The organism is Nonomuraea sp. NPDC005692, from assembly GCF_040631115.1.
Lineage (GTDB): Bacteria > Actinomycetota > Actinomycetes > Streptosporangiales > Streptosporangiaceae > Nonomuraea.
Genome location: NZ_JBEXYU010000018.1, coordinates 1 through 22,609, shown reverse-complemented (window position 1 = coordinate 22,609; position 22,609 = coordinate 1). Strand labels below are relative to the sequence as shown.

The window sequence follows — 22,609 nt, the reverse complement described above, 5'->3', positions numbered from 1 at the left end:
GTCAGTACTCCAGTTTGTCGCGCCGGGTCAGCCGGAGGGTGAGCGCGGCGAAGGTGATCGTGCAGAAGAACAGGGCGACCCCGAGGGCCGAGGCGTAGCCGAACTTCGCGTAGCCGAAGGCGTTGCGGTAGACCTCGTTGGCCAGCACGGTGGTGCTGTAGTCGGGGCCGCCGCGCTCGGCCGACAGCACGAACACGATCGAGAACGCGTCGAAGGCGGCCACCCCGAGGTAGACCCAGCCGACCTGCACGGTGTGCCGCAGCAGCGGAAGGGTGACGTGGAAGAAGGACGCGGCCCGCCCGGCCCCGTCGATCTGCGCGGACTCGTGCAGCTCGCGCGGGATGGCGGCCATACCGGCCGAGAACAGCACGACGTGGAAGCCGACGGCCTGCCAGACCAGCACGCCCAGGATCGACCACAGGGCCAGGCCGGGGTCGGTGAGGAAGCCGACGGGGTCCAGGCCGAGCTGCATGAGCAGGCCGTTGAGCACGCCGCTGCGGTCGGGGCGGAGCACCGACTGGAACATCACCGCGATGATCGTGACCGACAGCACCTGCGGGAAGAAGAAGACCACCCGGTAGAAGCCCGACCCGGTGACGCCGGTGCCGGGCCGGTCGCCGCCGGCGTTGAGCAGGTACGCGAACAGCAGCGCCAGCCCCAGGGTGATGACCGGCAGCGCGGCCAGCAGGATCGCGTTGTGCGAGATGGCCTTCCAGAAGACCGGGTCGGCCAGCAGGCGCCGGAAGTTGTCCAGCCCGACGAACGCGGGCCGGGCGTCGATCCCGCGCCAGTCGGTCAGGGAGATCTGGAACGCCTGCGCGTACGGGGAGATGACGTAGACGACGTAGAGGAGGACGGGCAGGGCCAGGAAGGTCGCGGCGAAGCGCCGCCGTCCGTGCCGCACGGCGGGTTACCTCGAGAACTTCTTGATCGAGGAGTCCTTCTTGACGGCGTCGGCCTTGCGCTGCAGCCGCTCGGCCCACTGGGCGGCGGTGACGCCGCCGGTCATGAGCTGCCCGGTGGCGGCGTCGAGCTCGGTGGCGATCTCCTTGTACCACTCGTGCACCCGCCAGTTGACCAGGCCGGTCCCGGCGGCCTCGAGCGCGGCGGCGGCGCTCCTGAGCCCGGCCCCGGCCTGCGGCGGCAGCGCCGCGCCGCGGACCGTGGTCAGGGTGCTGACCAGGCCGCTGTACTTGCCGGCGCCCTCGCGGGAGACCATCGCGCGCAGGTACTCCATGCCCGCCGCCGGGTTCCGGCTCCTGGCCGCGACGACGAAGCCCGAGCCGGGCATCGCGTGCAGGGCGGTGCCCGGCATCGCCTCGGCGGCCTCCAGCGCGGGGACGGGGAACATGGCGTAGCCGAAGTCGGCCGGGGCGACCTTCTTCTGCTCGTTCTCCAGCCAGGAGCCGTTGGGGATGACGGCGACCTCGCCGCTGTTCTGCCGGGCCTGCGACTCGGTGTGGTTGAGCCCTTCGGTGCCCTGCAGCAGGAACCCCCTGGCGTGCAGCTCGCCGAACGCGCCGGCCGCCGCGGTCAGGGCGTCGGCCTGCCAGGCGCCGTCCTCCAGGTTGTCCACCCGCTTCATCACCTCGGGGCCGCCGTGCTTGACGGCCATGGTGAGGATGGCCTCCCACACGTACCCGGGGTACTTGCCGGCGTAGGCGAACGGCGCGATGCCGGCCTTCTTCATCGTGCCGCACAGGGTGAGGAACTCGTCCCAGGTGGCGGGGGCCGTCCAGCCCTTCTGGGCGAACAGCTTGGCGGAGTGCCAGAACCCGAAGATCATGAACACGTACGGCACGCTGTAGGGACGGCCGTCGAAGGAGCCCGCCTCGATGGCGGCGGGCAGCAGGACGTCGCGCACCTTCGTGCCCGGGTCGTCCCAGGAGGGGGCCTCCAGCAGCGGCGTGAGGTCCTGGAGCTGGCCGCCCTGCACCAGCGCGGCCAGGTCGAGCGCCTGGGCGCCGTCGTTGTTGATGACCTCGGGCGGGTTGCCGCCGACGAAGCGCGGCTGCAGCGTGCCGGAGATCTCCTTGGTGCTGGAGTGCTTGAGCCGCACCTTGGGGTGGCGGCTCAGGAACAGCGGCTCGTGGATGGTGGTGGCGTAGGCGTCGCCGAGGCCGCCGTCGAAGATGACGATCTCCAGGGGGCCGTTCTCGTCGAGGCCGAGCGGGTTGGCGGCGCTGCGCGCGCCGGTGGCGGCCGGCCGGGGGGCGGCGGGGTCGCCGGGGGTGGCGCAGGCCGTGGCCAGCAGGCCGGCCCCGGTCAGGGCGGCGCCGCGCAGGAGCTGCCGCCGGGAGAGGTGGTTCATGGTGGTACTCCTGGTTACCTGGTGGTACGGCGGATGCGCCCGTCGTACCGCTCTTCGAGGCGGCGGTTGTGCTCGTCGCCGCCCTGGACGTTCGCCGACAGGTACACCGGCGGCCGCGTCCCCGACGCCTCCATACGGCGGGCCACCTCGGCCACGATCTGCTGGGCCAGCAGGGCGCCGGTGATGGAGGAGACGCCGCAGGCGCGGCCGCCGTCGCGCAGCGGCAGGATCGCGTCGCCGTACGGCGCGCCGTTGTCGAGCACAATGTCGGCGTGATCGCTCAGACGCAGTCCCGAGGGGTGACGGGAGGGCATGCGGCCGGAGTGCTCGGCCGAGGTGACCGCGATCAGCGGATGGCCGTGCTCCTTGACCAGGGCGGCGAGCTCGACGATCGAGCCGTTGACCCCGGAGTTGGAGGCGATGACGAACACGTCGCGCGGGTGCGGCGCGGCCAGCTCGTACAGGCGGAGCGCGACGGCGGGGTCGCGCTCCAGCAGCGGGTCCGAGAGCACGCCCGGCTCCGCGCCGCCGAGCAGCACGAGGTCGCGCAGCTCGATGCGGTTGGCGGCGACGAGCCCGCCGGCCCGGCCGGTCAGCTCCAGGGCGAACGCCTCGGAGTGGCCGCTGCCGAAGGCCTGCAGCACCCCGCCGGCCTCGACCGCGTCGGCGATCAACGCCGCCGCCTTGTCCACCAGCGGCGCCTGGGACGTGCTCACCTTGGTCAGGACGTCCTGAAGCGCGCTGAAATAGCCGGCCGCGGAGAGGAAGGACATCGGCACCCCGTTCTGGTAGCGATGAATTTTTCTCTGTGGCCGCTAAGGTGCGGGACACCTCGGCCCTTCGTCAAGGGAGTTCGGATAACAACTTCGCCGTTGACGCGTTACACGAAGACAAATTATTCTCCGTTGCGATGATGAGAGGCAGGACATCCATGCAGAGCCCGTTGGAGGGCGTCGTCGACCGGATCGCCGAGATGGCGCCGTCGATGCCGGAGGCGCAGCGCGCCATCGCCGACCTGGTGCTGGCCGACCCCGGCGCGGTGGCCCGGCTGACGATCCTCGACCTGGCCGACCGGTGCGGCGTCTCCACCGGCAGCGTCACCCGGCTGTGCCGCTCGCTCGGCCTGAACGGGTACGCCGAGCTGCGCCTGGCGCTGGCCTCCGACAGCGGCCGGTCCAAGGCCGAGCCGTGGAGCGTGAGCATCGGCGCCGACGTGGCCGAGGACGACGGGCTGCCGCGCATCGCCGAGGTGGTCTCGGCGGCGATCGCCCAGGCCACCACCGAGACGCTGGCCGGGCTCGACCTGGCGGCGGCCGAACGCGCCTGCGCGCTGCTCGCCACGGCCCGCAGGGTGTGGGTGTTCGGCGCCGGCGGCAGCTCCACGGTGGCCTCGGAGCTGCAGCAACGGCTCTACCACGTCGGCGTGCCGGCCTGGACCTCGACCGACACGCACATCGCGCTCAGCGGCACCGCGCTGCTCGGCCCCGGCGACGTGGTGGTGGCGATCTCGCACAGCGGCCGCACCAAGGAGGCGGTCGACCTGGTGAGCGAGGCGACGTCGCACGGCGCGGCGACCATCGCGATCTGCAACGACCCCGCCTCGCCGCTGGCCGCCCGCGCCGAGCTCACGCTGCTGACCCGGGTACAGACCGGGTTCCGCACCGAGGCGCTGGCCACCCGGCACGGCCAGCTCGCCGTGATCGACGTGCTGTTCATCACCGTCGCCCAGCGCACCTTCGACCAGGCCGGCGAGACCATGGCCGCGGCCCAGCAGGCCGTCCGGCCGTACAAGAACCAGGAGAGCTGATGGACCGGATCACCGACGTCCGCGTCTTCGTGGCCGACTACGTCAACCTGCCGCCCGCGGCGGCCGACCCCGGCGACGGCGAGGCGTTACGCCAGTGGAAGCGGCGCAAGGTCGCCAGCCCCATGTCGCAGCACGCCGACTTCCGCGACGACCGCATGGCCGCCATCGGGCCCGACTCGCAGCAGACGGTGGTCGTCCAGGTCGAGAGCGCGTCCGGGCACGTCGGTCTCGGCACCACCAACGGCGGCCTGGTCGTCGCCACCCTGGCCGCCCTCCACCTGGCCTATCTCGTACGGGGGCAGAGCCCCTTCGACCACGAGCGGCTGTGGGACCGCATGTTCAACAGCACCCTGCACTACGGGCGCAAGGGCCTGGCCCTGCACGCGATCTCCGCCGTCGACCTGGCGATCTGGGACCTGCACGGCCGCATCACCCAGACCCCGGTGCACACCCTGCTCGGCGGGGCGGTGCACGACGGCGTCGAGCTGTACGCGACCGGCCCGCGCCCCGAGGCGGCCCGCAAGCTCGGCTTCCGGGGCGCGAAGATCCCGCTGACCTACGCCCCCGTCGAGGGCGAGGACGGCTTCCGCGCCAACGTCTCGATCGCCGAGCAGGCCCGCCAGGCCGCCGGCCCGGACTTCCCGCTGATGTACGACTGCTGGATGTCGCTCGACGTCGACTACGCCGCCCGCCTGGCCCACGCCGTCGCCCCGCTCGGCTTCGACTGGATCGAGGAGCCGCTGCGCCCCGACGACTACGCCGCACACCGGCGGCTGCGCGACCGCCTGCCGGCGCCGATGGCGCTGGCCTCCGGCGAGCACGAGTACACCGCCGCCGGCTTCGGCCTGCTGTGCGAGTCGGGCGTGGACGTCGTCCAGCCCGACCCCAACTGGTGCGGCGGGCTCACCGAGCTGCGCCGCATCTCGACGGTGGCCCGCGCGCACGGCGTGCGGCTGGTCCCCCACACCGGCGGACACTACGCCTACCACTTCATCGCCACCCGGCCCGAGCCGCCGCTGGCCGAGTTCGGCATGTTCGTGGGCGACTGCGACTGGCTCGTCCCGCAACATCCCCTCTGCACCGGTGAGACGTTCCCTGTGGACGGCCGGGTGCGGCTCGGCGACGCGCCCGGGTTCGGGCTGGAGCTCGACCCGTCCGTGCCGTTGCGGAGGGTCGCGTGACCGTCCGGCTCGGGGTGGTCGGGCTGGGGTGGTGGGCCCGCTTCGCCCATCTTCCGGCCATCGCGGCCGCTCCCGGCCTGCGCCTGGCCGCCGTGTGCGACCCCGATCCGGGACGCGCCGAGCCGGGCGTGCCCGCCTTCGCCGACCCGGCCGAGCTGTACGCCTCCGGCCTGGTGGACGGCGTCGTCATCGCCACCCCGCACGCCTCCCACCACGCGCTGGCCAGGGCGGCGCTGGAGGCCGGGGTGCACGTGCTGGTCGAGAAGCCCATGACGACGACCGCGGCCGAGGCGTGGGACCTGGTGGCCACGGCCGAGCGCACCGGGACGCACCTGTCGGTCGGCTACACCGGGCAGTACAGCGCCGCCGCCGTCCGGGTGCGGCAGGCCGTGCTGGAGGGGGAGATCGGCGAGCTGGTCTGCGTCAACGGCGACTTCTCCTCCGTCATGATGAGCCTGTTCACCGGCGCGCCCACCTACGCCGCCCCGGCCGCCGGAGGCCAGGGTCACTCGCAGCTCACGCACCTGGCCGGCGGGCTGACCAGGGCCACGGGGCAGGGCGCCGCGCAGGTCTTCGCCTTCATGGACCACCGCTCGCTGCCGGTCGACGTGGTCGACGCGGTCACCGTCCGGCTGACCGGCGGCGCGGTGGGTTCGCTGACCGCCACCGGGACCGTGCCCGAGGGCCTGCCCACCCGCCAGCGCCTGCGCCTGTACGGCACCGCGGGCATGGTCGAGCACGACCTCCAGCACGGCACCGCCACCGTGCACCGGCCGGACGGCGCCCGCATCCGCGTGTCCCCCGACCCGAGCCACGCCGCGTGGGCCAAGCACGCGCCGGTGGAGGCGTTCGGGGAGCTGATCGCCGGCCGGGGCCCGAACCACGCGCCGGGCGACGACGCGGCGGCGGCGGTCGCCCTGGTCGAGGCCGCCTACGAGTCAGCCGGGACGGGCCGCCCTGTCACCGTCCCCCCGCGCCCCCGCTCCGGGTGAGCGGCGGGCCAGCAGGGCGAAGCGGTGGGCGTGGGCGGTCAGCGGCCGGCCGCCCGCCATCCGCTCGTGCAGGGCGCGCAGGCGGCGGTCGTACCGGACGGCGTCGAAATCGGGGACCTGCCACGGCACCATCCGCAGGAACAGCACGAGCGCCCCGACGTCGTGGAACGTCGTCCGCACCCGCGCCTGCGCGCTCCACGTCACGGTGAGTCCCGCCCCGGCCAGCCCGGCGGCGGCACGGGCGAGGTCCCAGCCGCGGTACGCGAGCGGCGGCGCGCCCAGGGCCAGGTTGACCTCTTCGAGGTCGCGGCCGCCCACCTGCTGGGTGACGAAGACCCCGTCGTCGGCCAGCACGCGGCGCACCTCGCGCGGGTCGTACGATTCGTGCCGGTTCGCCACCACGGCGAACGCCTGGGCGGGGAACGGCAGCACGTCGTCCTCCCGGATCGCGGCCACCTCGACCCCGAGCGGCTCCAGGCGGCGGCGGGCGAGCGGCAGGTTGGGCGGGTGGCCCTCCGTGGCGGCGGTGCGCGGCGGCAGCGGCGCCAGGCCGGACAGGAACTCGCCGCCGCCGGTTCCCATGTCGAGCAGGGAGGCCGCGCCGGGCAGCCGGTCGCGCAGGAGGCGCTCGTAGCTCCAGGGCAGCGGCTCCTCGACGACCCGGCCGTGAAGGGCGGCGAAGTCCCAGCCCTCGATCGCCGCCGCCGACGCCCGCGTGACCAGTTCGCCGTACTCCATGGCCGTGATCGTCCCTGACGACGCCGCCGCCCGTCACGCGGTTTTCCGACGGAGGTCGGTGGCGATCAGGGACTTTCGGCCCTGACCGGCGCGTCGTCCCGGCGGAAAGGGTGGAGGCAAGGGGCGGCCCGGGGAGCGGTACGCGTGTGCGCGCGCCCCGGCCGCCGCCGTCGAGAAGCGACCCTCCTGCAAGGACGTGACCATGTGCAATTACTGCGGCTGCCGGGAGTTCCCACTGATCGGCCGCCTGTCCCAGGAGCATTGGGACATCCAGGAGTGCGCGGGGGCGCTGCGCCGCGCCGTCGGGGAGCTGCGCCACGGTGACGCCGTCACGCTGCTGGCGGACCTGATGGCCCGGCTCGTCCCGCACACCGACACCGAGGAGGGCGGGCTGTTCGCCGAGCTGCGCGCCGAGGGGTCGCTGGCCGAGGAGGTGGAACGGCTGTGCGCCGAGCACGCCGACATCCACGGCGTCCTCGGCGCGATCGACCCGGCCGCGCCCGACTGGCCCGCCGTGCTGGACGCCCTCGACCGCCTCCACCGGCACATCGACCACGAGGAGCACGGCCTGTTCCCCGCGGCCGTCATCATGCTGCCGCTGGCCGCCTGGGACCGCATCACGCCCGGCCAGTCCCCGGCGCCGACCGGCTGACCGGCCGGGCGGCGGGTCAGTCCTCCGGCGGGGCGCCGACCTTGAACAGGCCGTGCGCGCCCGCCTCCGCCTGCCGCATCGTGTGGTCCACGATCGGGTACGTGCCCGCCTCCGGGAAGACCAGTTCGGCGAAGCCGCCCTGCGCCGGGGCCAGGTCGAGCGCCTGCGCGCCGCCCGCGTCCGCGGTGCGCAGCCGGTAGGCGCCCTCCTTGTAGACCGTGTCGAACGGCGCGCCCACCACGTGCAGGGACGTGCCCGAGCTGGGGCCGGCGGCCACCGCCCAGATGCGGACCCGCTCCCCCGCCGTGGCCGGCAGCGGGGCGTGGTCGTAGCCGGCGGCGGTGCCGTTGAACATCCAGCCGTCCGGGGCGCCCTGCCGGATCTTGGCGACCTGCGCCTCGCCGCCCGGCTCGCCGAGATACAGCTCGCCCTGGACCAGCAGGTACTCGCGGTCGACCTCGGGCAGGTCCGGCGGGTCGATGACGACGGCGCCGTACATGCCGTTGGCGATGTGCTGGGTCATCGGCATGGTCGAGCAGTGGTAGAGCCACGCCCCGGCGTAGTCGGCGCGGAAGCGGTAGGTCAGCCGCTCGCCCGGCTGGATCGTGCGCATCGGCCCGTCCGGTGCGGTGGCGCCGGCGTGGAAGTCGATGCCGTGGCCCATGGTGGCGGCGTTGACGAACGTCACGACGAACACGTCCCCGACCTTGCCGCGCAGCACCGGGCCCGGCATGGTGCCGTTGAACGTCCAGACGCGCTGCCGCACCCCGGGCGCGACCTCCTGGACGAGCCGGTCGTCGGCGCGGATCTCGACGTGGTGCTCGGTGCCGCCGGGCGCGGGCCGGAGCGTGGCGTCGTGGGGTCGCCAGCCGGACGACATGGGCGCCGCCAGGTCGAGCGCCCCTGGCACGGCGGGCGCGGCGGAGGCGGCTTCCGTCGTCGTGTGACCGGTGTGGCCGGTGGCGTCCCGGGGCCGGGATGCCGCCGCCGAGGAGCCGGTCGGCGCCAGGCGCATGGTCATGCCCGCGGCGCGGTGCCCGGCGACCGTGCACCAGCCGTCCACCGGCCCGCCCAGCGGCGCCAGGCGCAGCGTCGCGCTCTGGCCGGGGGCCAGCATCGGGGTGCGTTCGCCGGTCGCCAGGCGCAGGTCGTGCCGCTGGGCGTCGGCGTTGGTGACCCGCAACGTCAGCACGGTCCCCACGGGGGCCTCGATCACGGCGGGGCGGATCCGCATCCCGGACAGCGTCACCTCGACCGTCCGGGAGCCGGTAGCGGTCACCGCCGCCGGTCCCGACCCGCCGGACGTGGCGACGACGACCGCGGCGGCCGTCAGCAGGCAGCCGGCGACCACCCCGGCGAGGGCGGGCAGCGACCGCCGCCACCCCGCGCCGCCCCCGGCGGCCGGGAAGGCGGCGGGCGGGGAGGCGGCGGGCGGGCGGGTGCGGGTCAGGGCGGTCGCCGCCAGGGCGACGAAGGCCAGCGCGGCGGCCAGCACCGACGCCCATCCCAGCAGCACGACCGGCCGCGGCACCGGCAGGACCAGCAGCGGCACCCCCACGTTGAGCGCCACCAGCCGCGCCGGCCAGCCGCGCTCCAGCAGCGCCGCGTTCTGCTTGAACCGGGCCGGGCCGCCGCCCAGCACCGCGGGCAGCAGGTGCAGCAGCGACCCGAGCAGCACCTGCGCCACGAACCCGACCAGCACCAGCGGCAGCAGCGGGGCCAGCGCGGCGGCGACCTGGTGCGCCGGCCTGGTGGTCACCACGACCAGATCGGCGGCCAGCGCCACCTCGAACCAGACGATCGCCGCTCCCAGCATCCACGCCGCGCCGGTGTGCGGCCGCCTGCGCCGCAGCGCGTCGCCCAGGGGGACGAGCACCGCCAGCCCGCCGGCCGCGTACGCCGCCAGCCCGGCCAGGGCCACCCACCGCCAGCCCGCCAGCAGCCCGGCGACGGCCACCGCCAGTCCCGGCGCGGCCAGCCACAACCCCACGCGCGAGGCCCGGCGGGTCCGGTCCGACATGCGGGTGCGCAGGACCGTCGGCCACAGGGTGAACAGGGTGCCGAGCACGGTGAGCCCGATCCAGCCGAAGACGTTCACCTGGGAGTGGGCGGCGCTCATGCGCTCGTGGAGCGTGCCCTGGACGGTCCGGGCGGCCATCAGCCCGCCGAGGACGCCGCCGGCGGCGAGCGCGCAGGCGGCGGTGACGTACCAGCCGATGACGTGGCCGAACCGGCCGGGCAGCGCGCCGCGGACGAGCCGGACCAGGACGGCCGCGTGCCACAGCACCACGCCCGTCAGCAGCGCCGCGCCGGCCGCCGCCAGGTGCCACGGCCCGTACGCCACCCCGGCCAGCACCGCGACCGCGGCCGTGTTGAGCAGGGTCAGCCGGGTCAGGCTTCCCCGCTCGGACGGGCCGCGGACGCGCAGCAGCGCCACCGTGAAGTGCTCGCTCCAGATGAGCACGGCCGTGCTGACCGCGCCGAGCAGGAACACGTGGATCAGCAGCCACGACGGCGCCGGCAGCACGTCGCCCGCCAGGGCGGCCACGACGGTCAGCGCCAGCCAGGCGACGACGATCGCGTTCGCCCGCAGGTGCCAGGACGCGCGGGCCCGCCTCGGCGGCGGCGGCAGGTCGATCGGCCTGCCGCTCTCTATACGGATGTCGACCGGCATCCCGGGCACCTTCCTGTCCGTGGCCGGCGAGGCCGGGTGAATCGGGAGCCGCGCCGCTCAGGCACGCCGCGCCGCCGTCCGGTCGAGCACCTCGTACACCGGGCGCCGGGGGACGCGCGGGACCGGCGGGCCGTACCCGAGCCTGATCAGCATCTGCACGTGCCCGAACGGTCCGGGCCGGTCGCCGCGGTGCTGCGGTGGGCGCAGGTCGAGCGGCTGGCTGAACATCGAGGCAGCCACGCCGTGCGCGGTGGCGGTCAGCAGGACGCGTTGCAGGGCCTGCCCGGCGCGCAGCCAGTCGTGCGGGCCGTCACCCCGGGTGAACAGGGCGACGAGCTGCGGCTCCGCCTCGAAGTCGGCGACCTCGCCGCCGCCGAAGCCGCGCATGGGCAGCTCGCCGGAGCGCGGGCGCGGGCCGAAGGCGTGGGCGGGCACGCCGTCGGGGCCCGCCGCCCCGGGACGGGTCCAGCGGGCCAGCTCGGCCCGGTAGGCGGCGTCGGCCGTCAGCGTGTCGTCGGCCAGGGCCACCATGTCCAGCACCCGTCTGGCCGTCCCGCCCTTGACGAGGAGCAGCGTGGCGTCCTCGTCGTGGGCGGCGTTGACCAGGTCGAGCAGGACGTCCCTGGGCAGCGGGCGGCGCTCGAAGGGGAAGCGGTTGGTGCGCCGGTGCGGGATCATGTCGTGCAGCAGCCGCTCGTCCGGGGTGGGCGGCCCGCCGGGCGTGGCCCGTACGGTCGCCAGCAGGTCGGGCCGGCCGGTCGGGTCGGGCAGCGCCAGGACGCCGGGGTCGTGCCCGGTCATCCGGACCGCCAGCCGCAGGTTGAACAGCGCGGCCCCGCAGCTGATGCCGAGCCCGCGCCCCAGGGGGTCGGTGACGGCGAGCAGCCGGTCGAGGTCGGCGTACAGCTCCATGGTGGTGTCGTCGAGGCGGCGGAAGCGCCAGGGCTGGGTGTTGTGCACCGAGGGCGCCGCGACGGCGGAGGCGACGATCCGGCGCACGCCGGCATGTGAGGCGAAGGGTCCGTCCCAGGGGCGGGCGCCGGGGACGCCGGCGTCGGTCATCGCGGGGCTCCCGGCACGACGGTAACTGCGGGCATGTCTCCACGATGTCGCGGCCGGCGGTGCTCCCGTCAGGGACCAAAGTCCCTTTCCGCGCCTCCGATCGGCCATGCTCAGGTGGCGGGCAGCGCGGCGGCCAGCAGCACGACGCCGATCGACCCCACCAGGGCGCTGACGGCCATGGCGCGGGCCAGGCGGGGGCGGGCGCCGGCGGCGGCCCAGCCGTGCAGGGCGGCGGCGGCCATGACGGCGCAGAACAGCAGAAGTTTGGCGGCCAGGATGCGGCCGTAGCCGGGTTCGGCGAGCGAGGCCCAGGTGACGCCCTTGTGCCAGGCGATGGCCACGCCGGTGGCGAGCTGGAGCGGCAGGAACAGGGCGGCGGTGAGCAGCCCGAAGCGGCGGCCGACGGCGCCGAGCACCTGGGCGCGGCGCTCGTCGTCCAGCAGGCGCCGGGCCAGGGGCAGCAGGACGAGGGAGACGGCGAGCTGGCCGCCGACCCACAGCGCGGCCCCGAGCACGTGCAGGAAGCGCACCACCGACCACCAGGTCATCGCGCGCCCACCCGGTCGCCGGGCGCCGGCCGGCGGGGGATGCCGGTCGCGCCGAGGTGCAGCCGGGCGTAGAAGTCCTCCAGCGCGGCCAGGGTGCTGTTGATCGTGCTGGCGGCGTAGCGGCCGTCCAGCTCACCGTGGTAGGCGTGGGCGGTGCGGACGGCCACGGTCGTGTCGGCCAGCGGCTCGCCCGCCAGCAGGCCGCCGGCCGAGGCGGCGGCGACCCAGGTCAGGTAGCGGCCGACGCGGCGCAGGTAGCTGGCCTTGCTGGAGGCGGCCAGCGGCGAGCCGGCCAGCGCGGCGGCGTAGGCGGCCAGCATCGTGTCGTAGGGCGCGGCCAGCCCGCCGGCCCTTCTCCTGTCATGCACGGGCGGCTCATACATGGGCGGCCAGTTCCTTCTGGTAGGGGAAGCTGCCGGGCTCGTAGGAGCACCACGGCTCCTCGCCGAGGACGTCTCCTGAGCAAGCGTAGGCGCGGGAGCGGGAGCCGCCACAGATCGTCCGGAACTCGCACGCGCCGCACCGGCCGGTCAGCCGGTCGGGGTCGCGCAGCGCGGTGAACAGCGGCGAGGAGCGGTAGATCTCGGTCAGGGGCCGGTCGCGCACGTTCCCGGCGTCCAGCGGGAGGAAGCCCGAGGGGTGCACGGTCCCGGTGTGGGAGACGAAGACGAACCCGCGTCCGGCGTTGACGTCGACGGGCGGGCGGCGGGTGCGCCGCTCCTCGATCAGCCCGGCCTGCTCGGCGCGTCGCCGCAGGGTGCGGTAGAGCGGGCCGAGCCGGAGCGCCTCGGCGTGGTCCACGCCCTGCCCGGCCAGGACGAGCCGTTGCACGGCGACCCGGCGGAAGTGGTGGGCCTCGGTGGTCTTGACCGGGATCGCGGTGCCGACGTCGTGCACGAAGTGCAGCACGTCCTCGGTCTCCTGCGGGGTCAGGGCCGACAGGTCGCGGCCCCGGCCGGTGGGCACGAGGAAGAACACGCTCCACAGCAGCGCGCCCTCCTGGCGTACCAGGGCGGCGATGTCCGGCAGGCTCGCCAGGTTGTGGCGGGTCACGGTGGTGTTGATCTGCACCTTGAGCCCGGCTTCGCGGGCCGCCCGCCAGGCGCGCAGGGTGCGGGTGAACACGCCGTCGTAGCCGCGGAAGGCGTCGTGGACGGGCGCGGTCGCGCCGTCGAGGCTGAGCGAGACGGCGGCGGCCCCGGCCTCGCGCAGCCGGGCGAGGTTGGCCGGGTCGAGGGCGGGGGTGGCCGACGGGGACACGGCCGGGGCCAGGCCGCGGGCGCGGGCGTGGCGGACCAGGTCGAGCAGGTCGGGCCGCTCGAACGGGTCGCCGCCGGTGATCACGAACAGCGGCGGTGGCGTGCCGAAGTCCGCCACCTGGCCGATGAGCCGGTACGCCTCCTCGGTGGCCAGCTCCTCCGGGTGCCGGTCGGGCACGGCTTCGGCGCGGCAGTGCAGGCAGGCCAGCGGGCAGGCGCGGGTGGCCTCCCAGATCACGATGAACGGGCTGGCGGCGACGTCGCGCCGGACGCGGCGCAGCGGCCGCCCGCCGGGTGGTGCGGTCATGCGGGTGCTCCTCGCAGGAGGTGGTCCACGACGTCGGCGGCCGAGTGGTCGTCGGGCAGGCCGTCCAGGAAGCCGAGGTCCTGGCCCAGGGTGAGCAGGGCGGGCTCCTGGTAGCCGTCGGCGCGGTGCTGGCCCAGGCCGATGGCGGCGGTCAGCCCGTTGCACAGGCACTGGCGGCCCTCGGCCTCCTCGGCGGGCCGGCCCTTGCGGACATAGGCGTCCACGGGTTCGGCGGGGCAGCGGTAGCCGATCGCGCCGCCGGGCCTGACGTACGGGGTGCGCAGGTAGCCCAGGTCGCACAGCCGGGGACGCCGGTCGAACACCTCGGGCTCCGACAGGGTGCCGGGCAGGCTCGCGACCTTGAACGGGAAGCCGGTGGGCGAGGCGCGGGGGTCGTTGCGCACCTCCAGCGCGCCCCGGCGGGCCCGGCTCAGCATGCGCCGCCGCAGGCCGTCGTCGAGGCCCGACTCCCGGCACAGCGCGAAGGCCGTCCCGACCTGGATGCCGGCGGCGCCGGTGGCCCGCGCGCCGGCCGCCCCGCCGGGGGTGGCGTAGCCGCCGGCCAGCCAGAACGGCAGCCCGATCGCGGCGACCTTGGCGGTGTCGGCCTCGTCGCGCGGCCCGTAGACGGGTTCGCCGCGCTCGTCGAGCACCAGCCGGCCGCGCGGCGGCGCGCTGTGCCCGCCGGCCACCGGCGTCTCCAGGACGAACCCGTCGGGCCTGGTCACCGGCGAGCGGGCCAGGTAGGCGGCCAGCACGTGGGAGGAGACGATCGCCAGCAGCTTGGGGCGCCGTAGCGGCTCGGCGGGCGCGGGCCACAGCGCCGCCGGGTCGAGGCCGACCGTGTGGCGGGCGTCGCCGGCCTCGGCCACGGCGACGGTGAGCTCGGCCGGGCGGTGGGCGGCGAAGGCGTCGAGCAGCGCCGGGATCTCCGCCGGGATGCCGGCGCCCATCAGCACGTAGTCGACGCCGGCCAGCATCGCGCCGTAGGCGGCGGCGGGCGTGGCGAGCTGGATCTTCTCCAGGTAGTTGACGCCGACCGGCCCGTCGTGGCCCTGCTTGGCCAGGAAGACCTCGGCGAAGTTGGCGACCACGGCCAGCTCGTCGCGGGCCCGGCTGGGCCGCAGCCCGAGCCGGGGCACCGGCCGGTACGGCGTGCCGGGCGCGATCCCGCCGGGCACGAAGTAGCGTCCGAGCACCCGTCCGGCGATCTCGGGGATCGGGAAGCAGGCCAGCGCCCGGCGCAGGTCGCCGCCGGGGTCGCCGCGCTGCAGGCGGCGGGCCAGGGCGACGTCGAGGGCGGTGCCCGACACCACGCCGAGCTGCCCGGTACGGGCGACCGCGCGCGCCAGCCGCCACCCGGACACCGCGACGCCCATGCCGCCCTGGATCAGGACGGGGAGCCCGGCCTCAGACACGCCGCGCCCGCAGCGTGCCGGCCCAGGTGAGCACGTCGGCGTTGATCTCCCTGGCCACCTCGCGGGTGGCCAGGATGTGCACGACGTCGTCCTCGGGCAGCGTCTCGACCATGAGCGACAGGCCGTCGCAGTCGCTGACGTGCGGCAGGATCTCCCGTGCCAGGGCGATGCCCCAGGCGGCCTGGTTCTCGTCGATCTCGCCCAGGCCGTCGAGCGCGGCCAGGTCGGCCAGCTCGGCCAGCTCGCGGATGTTGCGGATCGTGTCGTCGTGGTCGCTGAGCAGCTTGTCCACGTAGTGCGCGCCGAGGACGGGCTTCAGGCCGGGGTACATGGCTTCCTCCTCGTAGCGGAAGTGCGGCCCGACGGCCGCCGACAGGGCAGCCACGAGTTTCCCGGCCCGCGCCGCGTCGCCGGTGCCGAAGGCGTCGATCAGCGCGAGCAGCAGGTCCCTGACCTCGCGGTGCTCGGCGTGGAAGGTCTCGGTGAAGTGATGGCCGATGGACAGCACACAGTCCTCCAGCTGGATGGTTCCGGACGTCGCCGGTCGCATGGTTCCCGTCCCCGTCACCGGTCGGCGGCGAGGGTGGCGCCGCAGGTCAGCAGGGCGGCGCCGGTGAGCGTCAGCAGCCCGCCCAGGCCGATGGCCAGGTTGCCGAGCTGCCAGGCCTGGTAGGCGTTGAGCAGGGAGGCGCGCAGCATCTGGCCGGTGAAGGCGGTCTGCCGCAGGCTCTCCAGCTCGGCGTCCGCGCCGCCCGCCGCGAACAGCTCGGCGCTGACCTGCGCGTACGTCCGGCCGCCGGTGGCGGTCAGCACGTTGCGGCCGATCACCTGGGCGTAGGCCCTGGCCTGCGGGCCGGTCAGGACGGCGCGGCCCTGGTGGGCGGCGAGCTCGGCGGGCAGCCCCTTGCCGGGGAAGCTGATGGCCTGCCGGCGCAGCTCGCCGCGGATCTCGCCGCGCGCCTGGACGCCCCGGGCGGCCATGACGGGACCGGCGGCCACCATCGCGGCGCCGGCGGCGCCCAGAAGCGCCCTCGCCGCGCCTCGGACAACGCTCATCTCATACTCCTGGTCACGTGGATCGCCGGTGGATCGGCAGGTGGGTCAGCGGGTGATCGGCATGCGGGCGGTCAGCCGGCGGCGAGCCACAGGTCGGGCCCGAAGACCTCGTAGTGCACGTCGCGCGCCGCCACGCCGGCCTTCAGCAGCGCGGCGCGCGCCTCGCGCATGAACGGCAGCGGCCCGCACAGGTAGGCGACCGCGCCCTGCGGGATCGGCACGCCCCCGAGGTCCATCAGGCCGTCGCGGTCGGGGGCCTGGGCGCCGTGCTCGTACCAGAAGACGTGCTCGGGGGCCAGGCGGGTCATGTCCTCGCGCAGCGCGTGCCGGTCGGGCGAGCGGTCGGCGTGCAGGGCCAGGACGCGGCGGCGGGAACCGGTGGCGGCGAGGTGGTCGAGCATGGCCACCATGGGGGTTCCGCCGATGCCGGCGCTCACCAGCACCAGCGGCGCCTCGGAGTCGTCCAGGGTGACGTCGCCGAAGGGCGCCGACAGGGTGAGCTCGTCGCCCTGGCGGACGGTGGCGTGCAGCAGGGTGGACACCTCGCCGGCGGGGTCGTCGTCCACGCGCTTGACGGTGATCCTGCGCAGGCCGTCGCCGGCGTTGGACAGCGTGTACTGGCGGAGCTGGCGCACGCCGTCGGGCATCTCGACCTGGACGCTGACGTACTGGCCGGGGCGGGCGGGCGGCGGGGGCTCCTCGCCGAGCGGGGTGAGCAGGAAGGAGACGACGTCGGGCGTCTCCTCCCGGCGGCCCGCGACCCGCCAGCGCCGCCACGTGCGGCCCTCGACGGCGCCGGCCTCGGCGTAGAGGCGGGCCTCCATCGCGATCAGGGCGCCGGCCATCAGCCAGTACACCTCGTCCCAGGCGGCGGCGACCTGCGGGGTGACGGCCTCGCCCAGCACCTCGGCGATCGCGCCGAACAGGTACTTGTGCACGATCACGTACTGGTCGTCGGTGACGCCGACCGCGGTGTGCTTGTGCGCGATCCGCCCGAGCAGGTGGTCGGGCCGCTGGTCGGGGTGGTCCAGGAGCATGGTGGCGAAGGCGGCGACGGAGGCCGCCAGCGCCTTGCGCTGCTCGCCGCTGGCCTGGTTGCCGCGGTTGAACAGGCCGTCCAGCAGCTCGGGCCGGTCGGCGAACATCGTCGCGTAGAACCGCTCGGTGATCGCGTCGAGCGAGGCGCCCACGACGGGCAGCGTGGCGCGGACGACGGCGGCGGATTCCGCGGACAACATTGTGACCTCCACAGTCCCAGGGGTGAGACCCGCGACCGCGGGCCGGTTCTCAGGCTAGGGAGCGCGGCCTGCCTGCTGACCGGGGCGAACGTCCGCACTTGAAGGGCCGAAGGTCCCGGACGGGACATCCGGCCACCCGCGGGCCGGTCGCCGGGGAAGAGGGGACTTTCGTCCCTGCCGCGGGCGGCGGCGGACCGGGGATCCTGGAGACCATGCAGCTCGACTCGTCCGGACTTCAGGTGCTCTCCGAGGAGGAGTGCTTCCTGCTGCTGTCCTCGATGCCGATCGGGCGGATCGTGTTCACCGATCGCGCCCTGCCCGCCGTCCAGCCGGTGAACTTCTGTCTCGACGGGCGGTCCATCGTGATCCGCACCGCGGCCGGGTCGAAGCTGGCGGCGGCCACCCGGCGGACCGTGGTGGCCTTCGAGGCCGACGACTTCGACGCCGGGCCGCGTACCGGCTGGTCGGTCACGGCGGTGGGGCACGCCCGCGAGGTGACCGACGCCGCCGAGCTGGCCCGGCTGGCGGAGCTGCCGCTGACGACGTGGGCGCCGGGCGACCGGGACCACTACATCGTGGTCGAGGCCGAGCACATCTCCGGCCGCCGTATCGCCCCCGCCCGCGCGCCCGTCCTGTGACGGGTCTTCGAGAGGTCGGCGCCGCCCCCGGTCGGGGGCGGCGCCGGTCCTCAGCCTTCGTGCCGGTCCTCGTGCGCGGTGGTCACCAGGCCGTAGTCCCCGTCGTCGCGGCGGTAGAGGAGGCAGCCCGCTCCGGTGCCGGAGTCGGCGAAGAAGACGAACGGGAAACCGGTCAGCTCCAGCCGGTCGAGGGCCTGCCCGGCGGTGAGGCGGGGGGCGGGCAGCGGGCTGACCGAGATCGCCGCGCAGGTCGGCGCCGGCAGGTCGGGACGGGGGTCGAGCTGGGCGAGGCGGTAGCCGTCGCCGGTGCGGTAGATCACGCTGTCCTGGCCGGTCGCGGTCTCGGTGAACAGCAGGAAGTCGTAGTCGAGTTCGTCCATGTCCACCGCCGCCTCGTCGGGCACGGCGCGGGCGGCCGTGCAGGTCCGGACGATCCGGCGTTCCCCGGCGGGCGGGGCGGGGTGGGGCGGCCGGGGGTGGCGGCCGCGCCGGTTCTCCCAGTCCCGGGTGCTCTCCAGCAGCCGCGCCCGCAGCCGGTCGCCGAGCAGGTGGATGGCCGCGCGGGTGGAGGAGGCGCCGGCCCGTGCCCTGATGAGCCGGCCCTGGACGTCCACCACGGCCTCGGCCGTCCGCTGCTCCCCCGCGACCTGCGGTGTGGCGGCGAGCTTGACCGTCGCGCCGAGCACCGGCTCGTGGGCGAGCCGGGTCAGGTCGGCCACGGTGTGGCGGGCGCGCCGCACGTCGGCCGCGCGCACGCCGCCGCCGCGGATCCTGACCTGCACGTCGTCGGCGTCAAGGGCGATGGGCCTGTGCCTCATTCGTGAACACCTTCTTCGCATCCGGTGGTGATGATCCAAGCCTCTGGCCTGGGCGGATGCGGCTGCCAGAGCCGTAGGTCCCACCGCGCGGTGACCTACGGCCCGCGGGGGCGGCGGGCGGCCTCAGGAGCGGCGGTAGCCGGGATGCACGCCCGGCGTCAGGCCCTGGTCGGCGGCGACCAGCTCCAGCAGGGCGAACAGCTGGCCGCGCTGGTCGGGGCTGAGGCACGAGGTCAGGTCGGCCTCGTGCGCCATCGCGGTGCGCTTGATGTCCTCCATCACCTTCGCGCCCTGCTCGGTCAGGTGCAGCTCGTGGTTGCGGCGGTCGCCGGCCGAGCGGCGCCGCTCCACGAGGCCGGCCCGGTCGAGCGGGTCGAGCAGCGCGGTGACCCGGCTGGGCACGACGCCGAGGTCGGCGGCGAGCGACTGCTGGCTGCGGCCGGGCTGGAAGGCGATCATCCGCAGCAGCCCGACGTCGGACGGCGACAAACCGAGCTCGGCGACCCGCGCGGCGAACCGGCCGGCGGCGTGCGCGCCGAGCTGCGCGAGCAGGAAGGCGACGCCCATCGGGCGGTTGCGGGACGCGGACACAGCGCATACTGTACTCCGCACAGAACCATTCATAAGAGTGAACCTTTCTCTAGAGAGAAGCAATATGCGATGACCACCGACCGGCCTGACTGGCCCAGACATCCAGGACTGGAGGGCAAGGTCGCCCTCGTCACCGGCGGTTCCCGCGGCATCGGCGCGGCCACCTGCCACGCGCTGGCCGCCAACGGCGTCCAGGTCGCGGTCACCGGCCGCGACACCGAGGCGGTGGACCGCGTCGTCGCCTCGATCACCGCCGAGGGCGGCCGGGCGCTGGCCGTGCCCGGTGACGTGACCGACGCCGGCACCCTGGCCCGCATCCGCGCCGAGGTGGAGGCCGCGCTCGGCCCGGTGGAGGTCCTGGCCCCGTTCGCCGGCGGGCAGGGCGCGCCCGCGCCGACCGCGGGGCTCGACCCCGGCCGCTGGCGCGCCGTGCTGGAGTCCGACCTGACCTCGGTGTTCCTCACCGTCCACGAGTTCCTGCCCGGCATGCTGGAGCGGCGCGCCGGGTCGATCATCCTGATGTCGTCCACCGCGGGCCGGCAGCCCGGAGGCGCCAACGCCGCCTACGCCGCCGCCAAGGCCGGCGTGGTCATGTTCGCCCGGCACCTGGCCGCGGAGGTGGGCGGCGACGGCGTGCGGGTCAACTGCCTGGCGCCCTCGGCCGTGCTCAACGACAAGCTCGCCGCCCTGCCCGCCGAGCGGCTCGCCCAGCTCGCCGCGGCGTTCCCGCTCGGGCGCGTCGGCCGTCCCGCCGACGTCGCCCAGGCCGTCCTCTATCTCGCCTCGCCCGCCGCCTCCTGGGTGACCGGGGCGACCCTCGACCTCACCGGCGGACGGGTCTCCGGATGAACGCCGTGCTCCGCCCGTCCCTCGCACCCACCGTCCCGACGGAGGCCATGTCATGACCGAACCGATGATCGACCCGATGACCGTGCGGCTCGTGCGGTCCCAGCGGCCCGGATCCCTGCCGTACCTGATCGGCGCGGACGAGGCCCGCGTCGCCGCCCTGTTCGGCCTCGACGCCGGCGCCTACCGCGCGCTGCTGGACGACTTCGACCGCCAGACCCGGCAGGCCGCCGAGACGCTGCTGGCCCGTCCCGGCCTCGCCGACGCCGTCGACCGGCTGCCCCTGCACCCCGAGGACGCCCGCGACGCCCGCGACGCCTTCCACGTCGTCGCCGTCGGGGAGAGCACCACCGCCGACCGCCTGTCCTGGTTCGAGATCCTGCGCCAGTTGGTCGCGCTGCGCCGTCCCGGCGACGCCGTCCGCTTCACCAACCTGGCGATCTCCGGCAGCACCACCACGCAGGCGCTCACCCAGCTGCCCGCCCTCGGCTTCCAGCGGCCCGACCTGGTGCTCTGCATGATCGGCGCCAACGACGCCCAGCACCTGGCCCCCGACGCGCCGACCCTGGTCAGCGCCGCCGAGACCGAGCGCAACCTGGCCATGCTGCACGACCTGGCCCAGCAGCGGGGGCCCGCGCGCTGGGTCTGGCTCACCCCCAGCCCCTTCGACGAGCCGCGCGCCGCCGCCTACCCGCACTTCCGGCGCGCCGGCATCACCTGGGCCAACAAGGACGTCGACGCCACCGCCGACCACCTGCTGAGCCGTCCCGAGCCGACCGTGGACACCAGGCTCGCCGTCCGCGAGGACCACCACTTCGTCGACGACGGCGTGCACCTGAGCATCGAGGGCCAGAGCGAGATCGCCGAGGCCGTCGTACGGGCCCTGGCCGGTGCGGCATGAAGCTGATGCTCCTCGGCGCGACCGGCGGAACCGGACGCCAGGTGGTCGAGCAGGCGGTCGCCGCCGGGCACGACGTCACCGTCCTGGCCCGCGACCCCGCCCGCGTCCCGGCGGGCGAGCGGGTGAGCGTGATCGGCGGCGACGTGCTGACCCCCGGCCCCTGGCGGGACGCCGTCGCCGGGCACGAGGCCGTGCTGTCGTGCCTGGGCAGCACCGACCGCGGCCACCCCACCACCGTCTACTCCCAGGGCACTGCGAATGTCATCGCCGCCATGCGCGACAGCGGGGTGCGCCGCCTGCTGTGCCTGTCGTCGGCTGGCCTGGACATCCCGCCGGGCACGCCGCTGGGCCGCCGCCTGGTCACCCGCTTCGTGATCCAGCGCCTCTACCGGCACGGCTACGCCGACATGAGACGCATGGAGACCGCCGTCACCGCCGCCCACGACATCGACTGGACGATCGTGCGCCCGCCGATGCTCACCGACGGCCCGATGACCGGCCGCTACCGCACCGCCGAGAACGCGCCCCTGGCCAAGGCGGGCTCGATCTCCCGCGCCGACCTGGCCCACTACCTGCTCGACCACCTCACCGACGAGCACAACCGCCACGCCGTCGTGGAGATCGCCGGCGGCTCCTGACCCCGGCCGTCCTCGCGAGCGCGGGCGATTCCTGACCCCGGCGGTCCTCGCGATCAAGGGCGGCTCCTGACCCGGCGCGCGAACGCCGGCGAAGGACACACTCCGGCTGACTCGTGCGCGTCCGGCGTGTCAGACTGCGGCAGACGACGCAGCGGGAGGCGGGCATGTGGCCGCGAGACACAACCATCTGGCTGGACCCCGCCGCCCCCGCCCCTGCCACCGCGGACTCGGGCACCGTCGCCTCCGCCGCTGGTTCTGAGGCGTGGGCGCGCCTGCGCCGCGTTCTCCAGAAGCGTTTCCCCCGCTGCCTGGGCCGTCCCGAGGGGTTCACGCCGCACCTGACCCTGGGCCGTACGAACCTTCCGGGCGTTTCCGGCATCAGGCTCGACCCGATGATCGCCCGCGTCGGTGCCATCGTGCTGCTGTCACGCCGAGCCGGGGAACCCATACGACCCCGCGCCGTGATCGCCCTGGGCACGGGCGACCTCCGCTGGCTCCCCGACCCCACCACCCCGAACCCCGACGCCACCACCCCGGCGTCCGGTCCCGCTCCCGGCGACCTGGCCGACCGCATCGTCGCCCGCCTTACCGCAGCGCTGTGCCCCGGGGTCGTGCAGGTGGCGGGCTCCCGGCGGATGGGCTGCGCCCTCCCCGCCGCCGACATCGACCTGGTGGCCGTCCTCCCGAACACCGAGGGCCGCAGAGCATGCAGGGGACGCTCCCGGGCGGCGATGGCACGGGCCTGAACCCGGCGCCTGAAGAGGCTGGCCTGGACACGGTGCCTGAAGAGGCCGACCTGGACACGGTGGCGCTTCCAGAGGGCACGGGGGGCGGCCCGCTCTCGGCGGCCCCTCGGGAAGAGGGCGGGATCGATGTCGTCGCGCGGGTGCGGGCGGCGGTGCCTGAGGCTGTGCGGGTGCGGCGGGTGGTCGGG

At 75.0% G+C, this 22,609-nt stretch carries 24 protein-coding genes; 9 read left to right on the top strand and 15 right to left on the bottom strand.

Annotated features, from left to right (window positions below; genetic code table 11):
- Nucleotide 1: 1 nt before the first annotated feature.
- From ABZ459_RS30830 to ABZ459_RS30820, 3 genes are read right to left on the bottom strand one after another with little or no spacing between them, the layout of a single operon-like run.
- Nucleotides 2-904 carry a sugar ABC transporter permease gene (locus ABZ459_RS30830; RefSeq protein WP_357977662.1) on the bottom strand — a complete coding sequence of 301 codons (903 nt, stop codon included), beginning with the start codon at nt 902-904 and terminating at the stop codon, nt 2-4.
- Between the two features lie 6 nt (nt 905-910).
- Nucleotides 911-2,311: an N-acetylglucosamine/diacetylchitobiose ABC transporter substrate-binding protein gene (gene ngcE / locus ABZ459_RS30825; RefSeq protein ID WP_357977658.1), complete on the bottom strand. Its 1,401-nt coding sequence runs from the start codon at nt 2,309-2,311 to the stop codon at nt 911-913.
- A 14-nt stretch (nt 2,312-2,325) separates the two neighbouring features.
- On the bottom strand, nt 2,326-3,084 hold the full coding sequence (locus ABZ459_RS30820; protein WP_357977655.1) for an SIS domain-containing protein: 759 nt from the start codon (nt 3,082-3,084) through the stop codon (nt 2,326-2,328).
- Between the two features lie 158 nt (nt 3,085-3,242).
- Between ABZ459_RS30820 and ABZ459_RS30815 the strand changes: the two genes are divergently transcribed.
- The 3 genes from ABZ459_RS30815 to ABZ459_RS30805 are packed head-to-tail and all read left to right on the top strand — an operon-like array spanning nt 3,243 to nt 6,291.
- On the top strand, nt 3,243-4,118 hold the full coding sequence (locus ABZ459_RS30815) for a MurR/RpiR family transcriptional regulator (protein WP_357977652.1): 876 nt from the start codon (nt 3,243-3,245) through the stop codon (nt 4,116-4,118).
- Nucleotides 4,118-5,299 carry an L-rhamnonate dehydratase gene (rhmD, locus tag ABZ459_RS30810; protein ID WP_357977649.1) on the top strand — a complete coding sequence of 394 codons (1,182 nt, stop codon included), beginning with the start codon at nt 4,118-4,120 and terminating at the stop codon, nt 5,297-5,299. The genes ABZ459_RS30815 and rhmD overlap by 1 nt, the downstream gene beginning before the upstream one ends.
- On the top strand, nt 5,296-6,291 hold the full coding sequence (locus tag ABZ459_RS30805) for a Gfo/Idh/MocA family oxidoreductase (RefSeq protein WP_357977646.1): 996 nt from the start codon (nt 5,296-5,298) through the stop codon (nt 6,289-6,291). The genes rhmD and ABZ459_RS30805 overlap by 4 nt, the downstream gene beginning before the upstream one ends.
- On the opposite strand, the gene ABZ459_RS30800 is transcribed toward ABZ459_RS30805, so the two are convergent.
- Complete coding sequence (locus ABZ459_RS30800) at nt 6,238-7,029, bottom strand: class I SAM-dependent methyltransferase (RefSeq protein ID WP_357977643.1); 792 nt, start codon at nt 7,027-7,029, stop codon at nt 6,238-6,240. The two genes, ABZ459_RS30805 and ABZ459_RS30800, sit on opposite strands and share 54 nt — an antisense overlap.
- A 202-nt stretch (nt 7,030-7,231) precedes the next feature.
- Between ABZ459_RS30800 and ABZ459_RS30795 the strand changes: the two genes are divergently transcribed.
- Complete coding sequence (locus ABZ459_RS30795) at nt 7,232-7,681, top strand: hemerythrin domain-containing protein (protein ID WP_357977640.1); 450 nt, start codon at nt 7,232-7,234, stop codon at nt 7,679-7,681.
- Nucleotides 7,682-7,697: 16 nt separating this feature from the next.
- Here the strand turns inward: ABZ459_RS30795 and ABZ459_RS30790 are convergent, their stop codons facing one another.
- The 9 genes from ABZ459_RS30790 to ABZ459_RS30750 all read right to left on the bottom strand — a co-directional run bounded on the left by ABZ459_RS30790 (nt 7,698) and on the right by ABZ459_RS30750 (nt 17,243).
- Entirely contained in the window at nt 7,698-10,355 is a 2,658-nt protein-coding gene (locus ABZ459_RS30790) for a multicopper oxidase domain-containing protein (RefSeq protein WP_357977638.1), read from the bottom strand.
- A 57-nt stretch (nt 10,356-10,412) separates the two neighbouring features.
- Nucleotides 10,413-11,417: a hypothetical protein gene (locus tag ABZ459_RS30785; protein ID WP_357977635.1), complete on the bottom strand. Its 1,005-nt coding sequence runs from the start codon at nt 11,415-11,417 to the stop codon at nt 10,413-10,415.
- Between the two features lie 110 nt (nt 11,418-11,527).
- A complete protein-coding gene (locus tag ABZ459_RS30780; RefSeq protein ID WP_357977632.1) occupies nt 11,528-11,965 on the bottom strand; it encodes a hypothetical protein in 438 nt (145 codons plus the stop codon).
- Nucleotides 11,962-12,333, bottom strand: coding sequence for a hypothetical protein (locus ABZ459_RS30775; RefSeq protein WP_357977629.1), 372 nt, complete (start codon nt 12,331-12,333; stop codon nt 11,962-11,964). The genes ABZ459_RS30780 and ABZ459_RS30775 overlap by 4 nt, the downstream gene beginning before the upstream one ends.
- Nucleotides 12,334-12,340: 7 nt before the next feature.
- On the bottom strand, nt 12,341-13,531 hold the full coding sequence (locus tag ABZ459_RS30770) for a TIGR04053 family radical SAM/SPASM domain-containing protein (RefSeq protein ID WP_357977626.1): 1,191 nt from the start codon (nt 13,529-13,531) through the stop codon (nt 12,341-12,343).
- Nucleotides 13,528-14,949, bottom strand: coding sequence for a nitronate monooxygenase (locus tag ABZ459_RS30765; RefSeq protein WP_357977623.1), 1,422 nt, complete (start codon nt 14,947-14,949; stop codon nt 13,528-13,530). Before ABZ459_RS30765 ends, ABZ459_RS30770 begins: the two co-directional genes overlap by 4 nt.
- Complete coding sequence (locus ABZ459_RS30760) at nt 14,942-15,499, bottom strand: hemerythrin domain-containing protein (protein ID WP_357977620.1); 558 nt, start codon at nt 15,497-15,499, stop codon at nt 14,942-14,944. Before ABZ459_RS30760 ends, ABZ459_RS30765 begins: the two co-directional genes overlap by 8 nt.
- Before the next feature lie 14 nt (nt 15,500-15,513).
- Nucleotides 15,514-16,005 (bottom strand): hypothetical protein, encoded by a 492-nt coding sequence (locus ABZ459_RS30755; protein ID WP_357977618.1) that lies wholly within the window; start codon nt 16,003-16,005, stop codon nt 15,514-15,516.
- A gap of 71 nt (nt 16,006-16,076) precedes the next feature.
- Nucleotides 16,077-17,243 carry a globin domain-containing protein gene (locus ABZ459_RS30750; RefSeq protein WP_357977615.1) on the bottom strand — a complete coding sequence of 389 codons (1,167 nt, stop codon included), beginning with the start codon at nt 17,241-17,243 and terminating at the stop codon, nt 16,077-16,079.
- A 212-nt stretch (nt 17,244-17,455) separates the two neighbouring features.
- On the opposite strand from ABZ459_RS30750, the gene ABZ459_RS30745 reads away from it, so the two are divergent.
- Nucleotides 17,456-17,881: a pyridoxamine 5'-phosphate oxidase family protein gene (locus ABZ459_RS30745; protein ID WP_357977612.1), complete on the top strand. Its 426-nt coding sequence runs from the start codon at nt 17,456-17,458 to the stop codon at nt 17,879-17,881.
- 50 nt (nt 17,882-17,931) lie between these two features.
- On the opposite strand, the gene ABZ459_RS30740 is transcribed toward ABZ459_RS30745, so the two are convergent.
- Both ABZ459_RS30740 and ABZ459_RS30735 read right to left on the bottom strand, forming a co-directional pair.
- Complete coding sequence (locus ABZ459_RS30740; protein ID WP_357977609.1) at nt 17,932-18,699, bottom strand: sigma 54 modulation/S30EA ribosomal C-terminal domain-containing protein; 768 nt, start codon at nt 18,697-18,699, stop codon at nt 17,932-17,934.
- Nucleotides 18,700-18,822: 123 nt separating this feature from the next.
- Nucleotides 18,823-19,290 carry a MarR family transcriptional regulator gene (locus ABZ459_RS30735; protein ID WP_357977606.1) on the bottom strand — a complete coding sequence of 156 codons (468 nt, stop codon included), beginning with the start codon at nt 19,288-19,290 and terminating at the stop codon, nt 18,823-18,825.
- A gap of 69 nt (nt 19,291-19,359) precedes the next feature.
- On the opposite strand from ABZ459_RS30735, the gene ABZ459_RS30730 reads away from it, so the two are divergent.
- The 4 genes from ABZ459_RS30730 (at nt 19,360) to ABZ459_RS30715 (ending at nt 22,421) form a co-directional block, all read left to right on the top strand.
- On the top strand, nt 19,360-20,139 hold the full coding sequence (locus tag ABZ459_RS30730) for an SDR family NAD(P)-dependent oxidoreductase (protein WP_357977604.1): 780 nt from the start codon (nt 19,360-19,362) through the stop codon (nt 20,137-20,139).
- Between the two features lie 52 nt (nt 20,140-20,191).
- A complete protein-coding gene (locus ABZ459_RS30725) occupies nt 20,192-21,037 on the top strand; it encodes an SGNH/GDSL hydrolase family protein (RefSeq protein WP_357977601.1) in 846 nt (281 codons plus the stop codon).
- On the top strand, nt 21,034-21,675 hold the full coding sequence (locus ABZ459_RS30720; protein ID WP_357977599.1) for an SDR family oxidoreductase: 642 nt from the start codon (nt 21,034-21,036) through the stop codon (nt 21,673-21,675). Before ABZ459_RS30725 ends, ABZ459_RS30720 begins: the two co-directional genes overlap by 4 nt.
- A gap of 164 nt (nt 21,676-21,839) precedes the next feature.
- Nucleotides 21,840-22,421: a 2'-5' RNA ligase family protein gene (locus ABZ459_RS30715; RefSeq protein WP_357977596.1), complete on the top strand. Its 582-nt coding sequence runs from the start codon at nt 21,840-21,842 to the stop codon at nt 22,419-22,421.
- Nucleotides 22,422-22,609 lie beyond the last annotated feature (188 nt).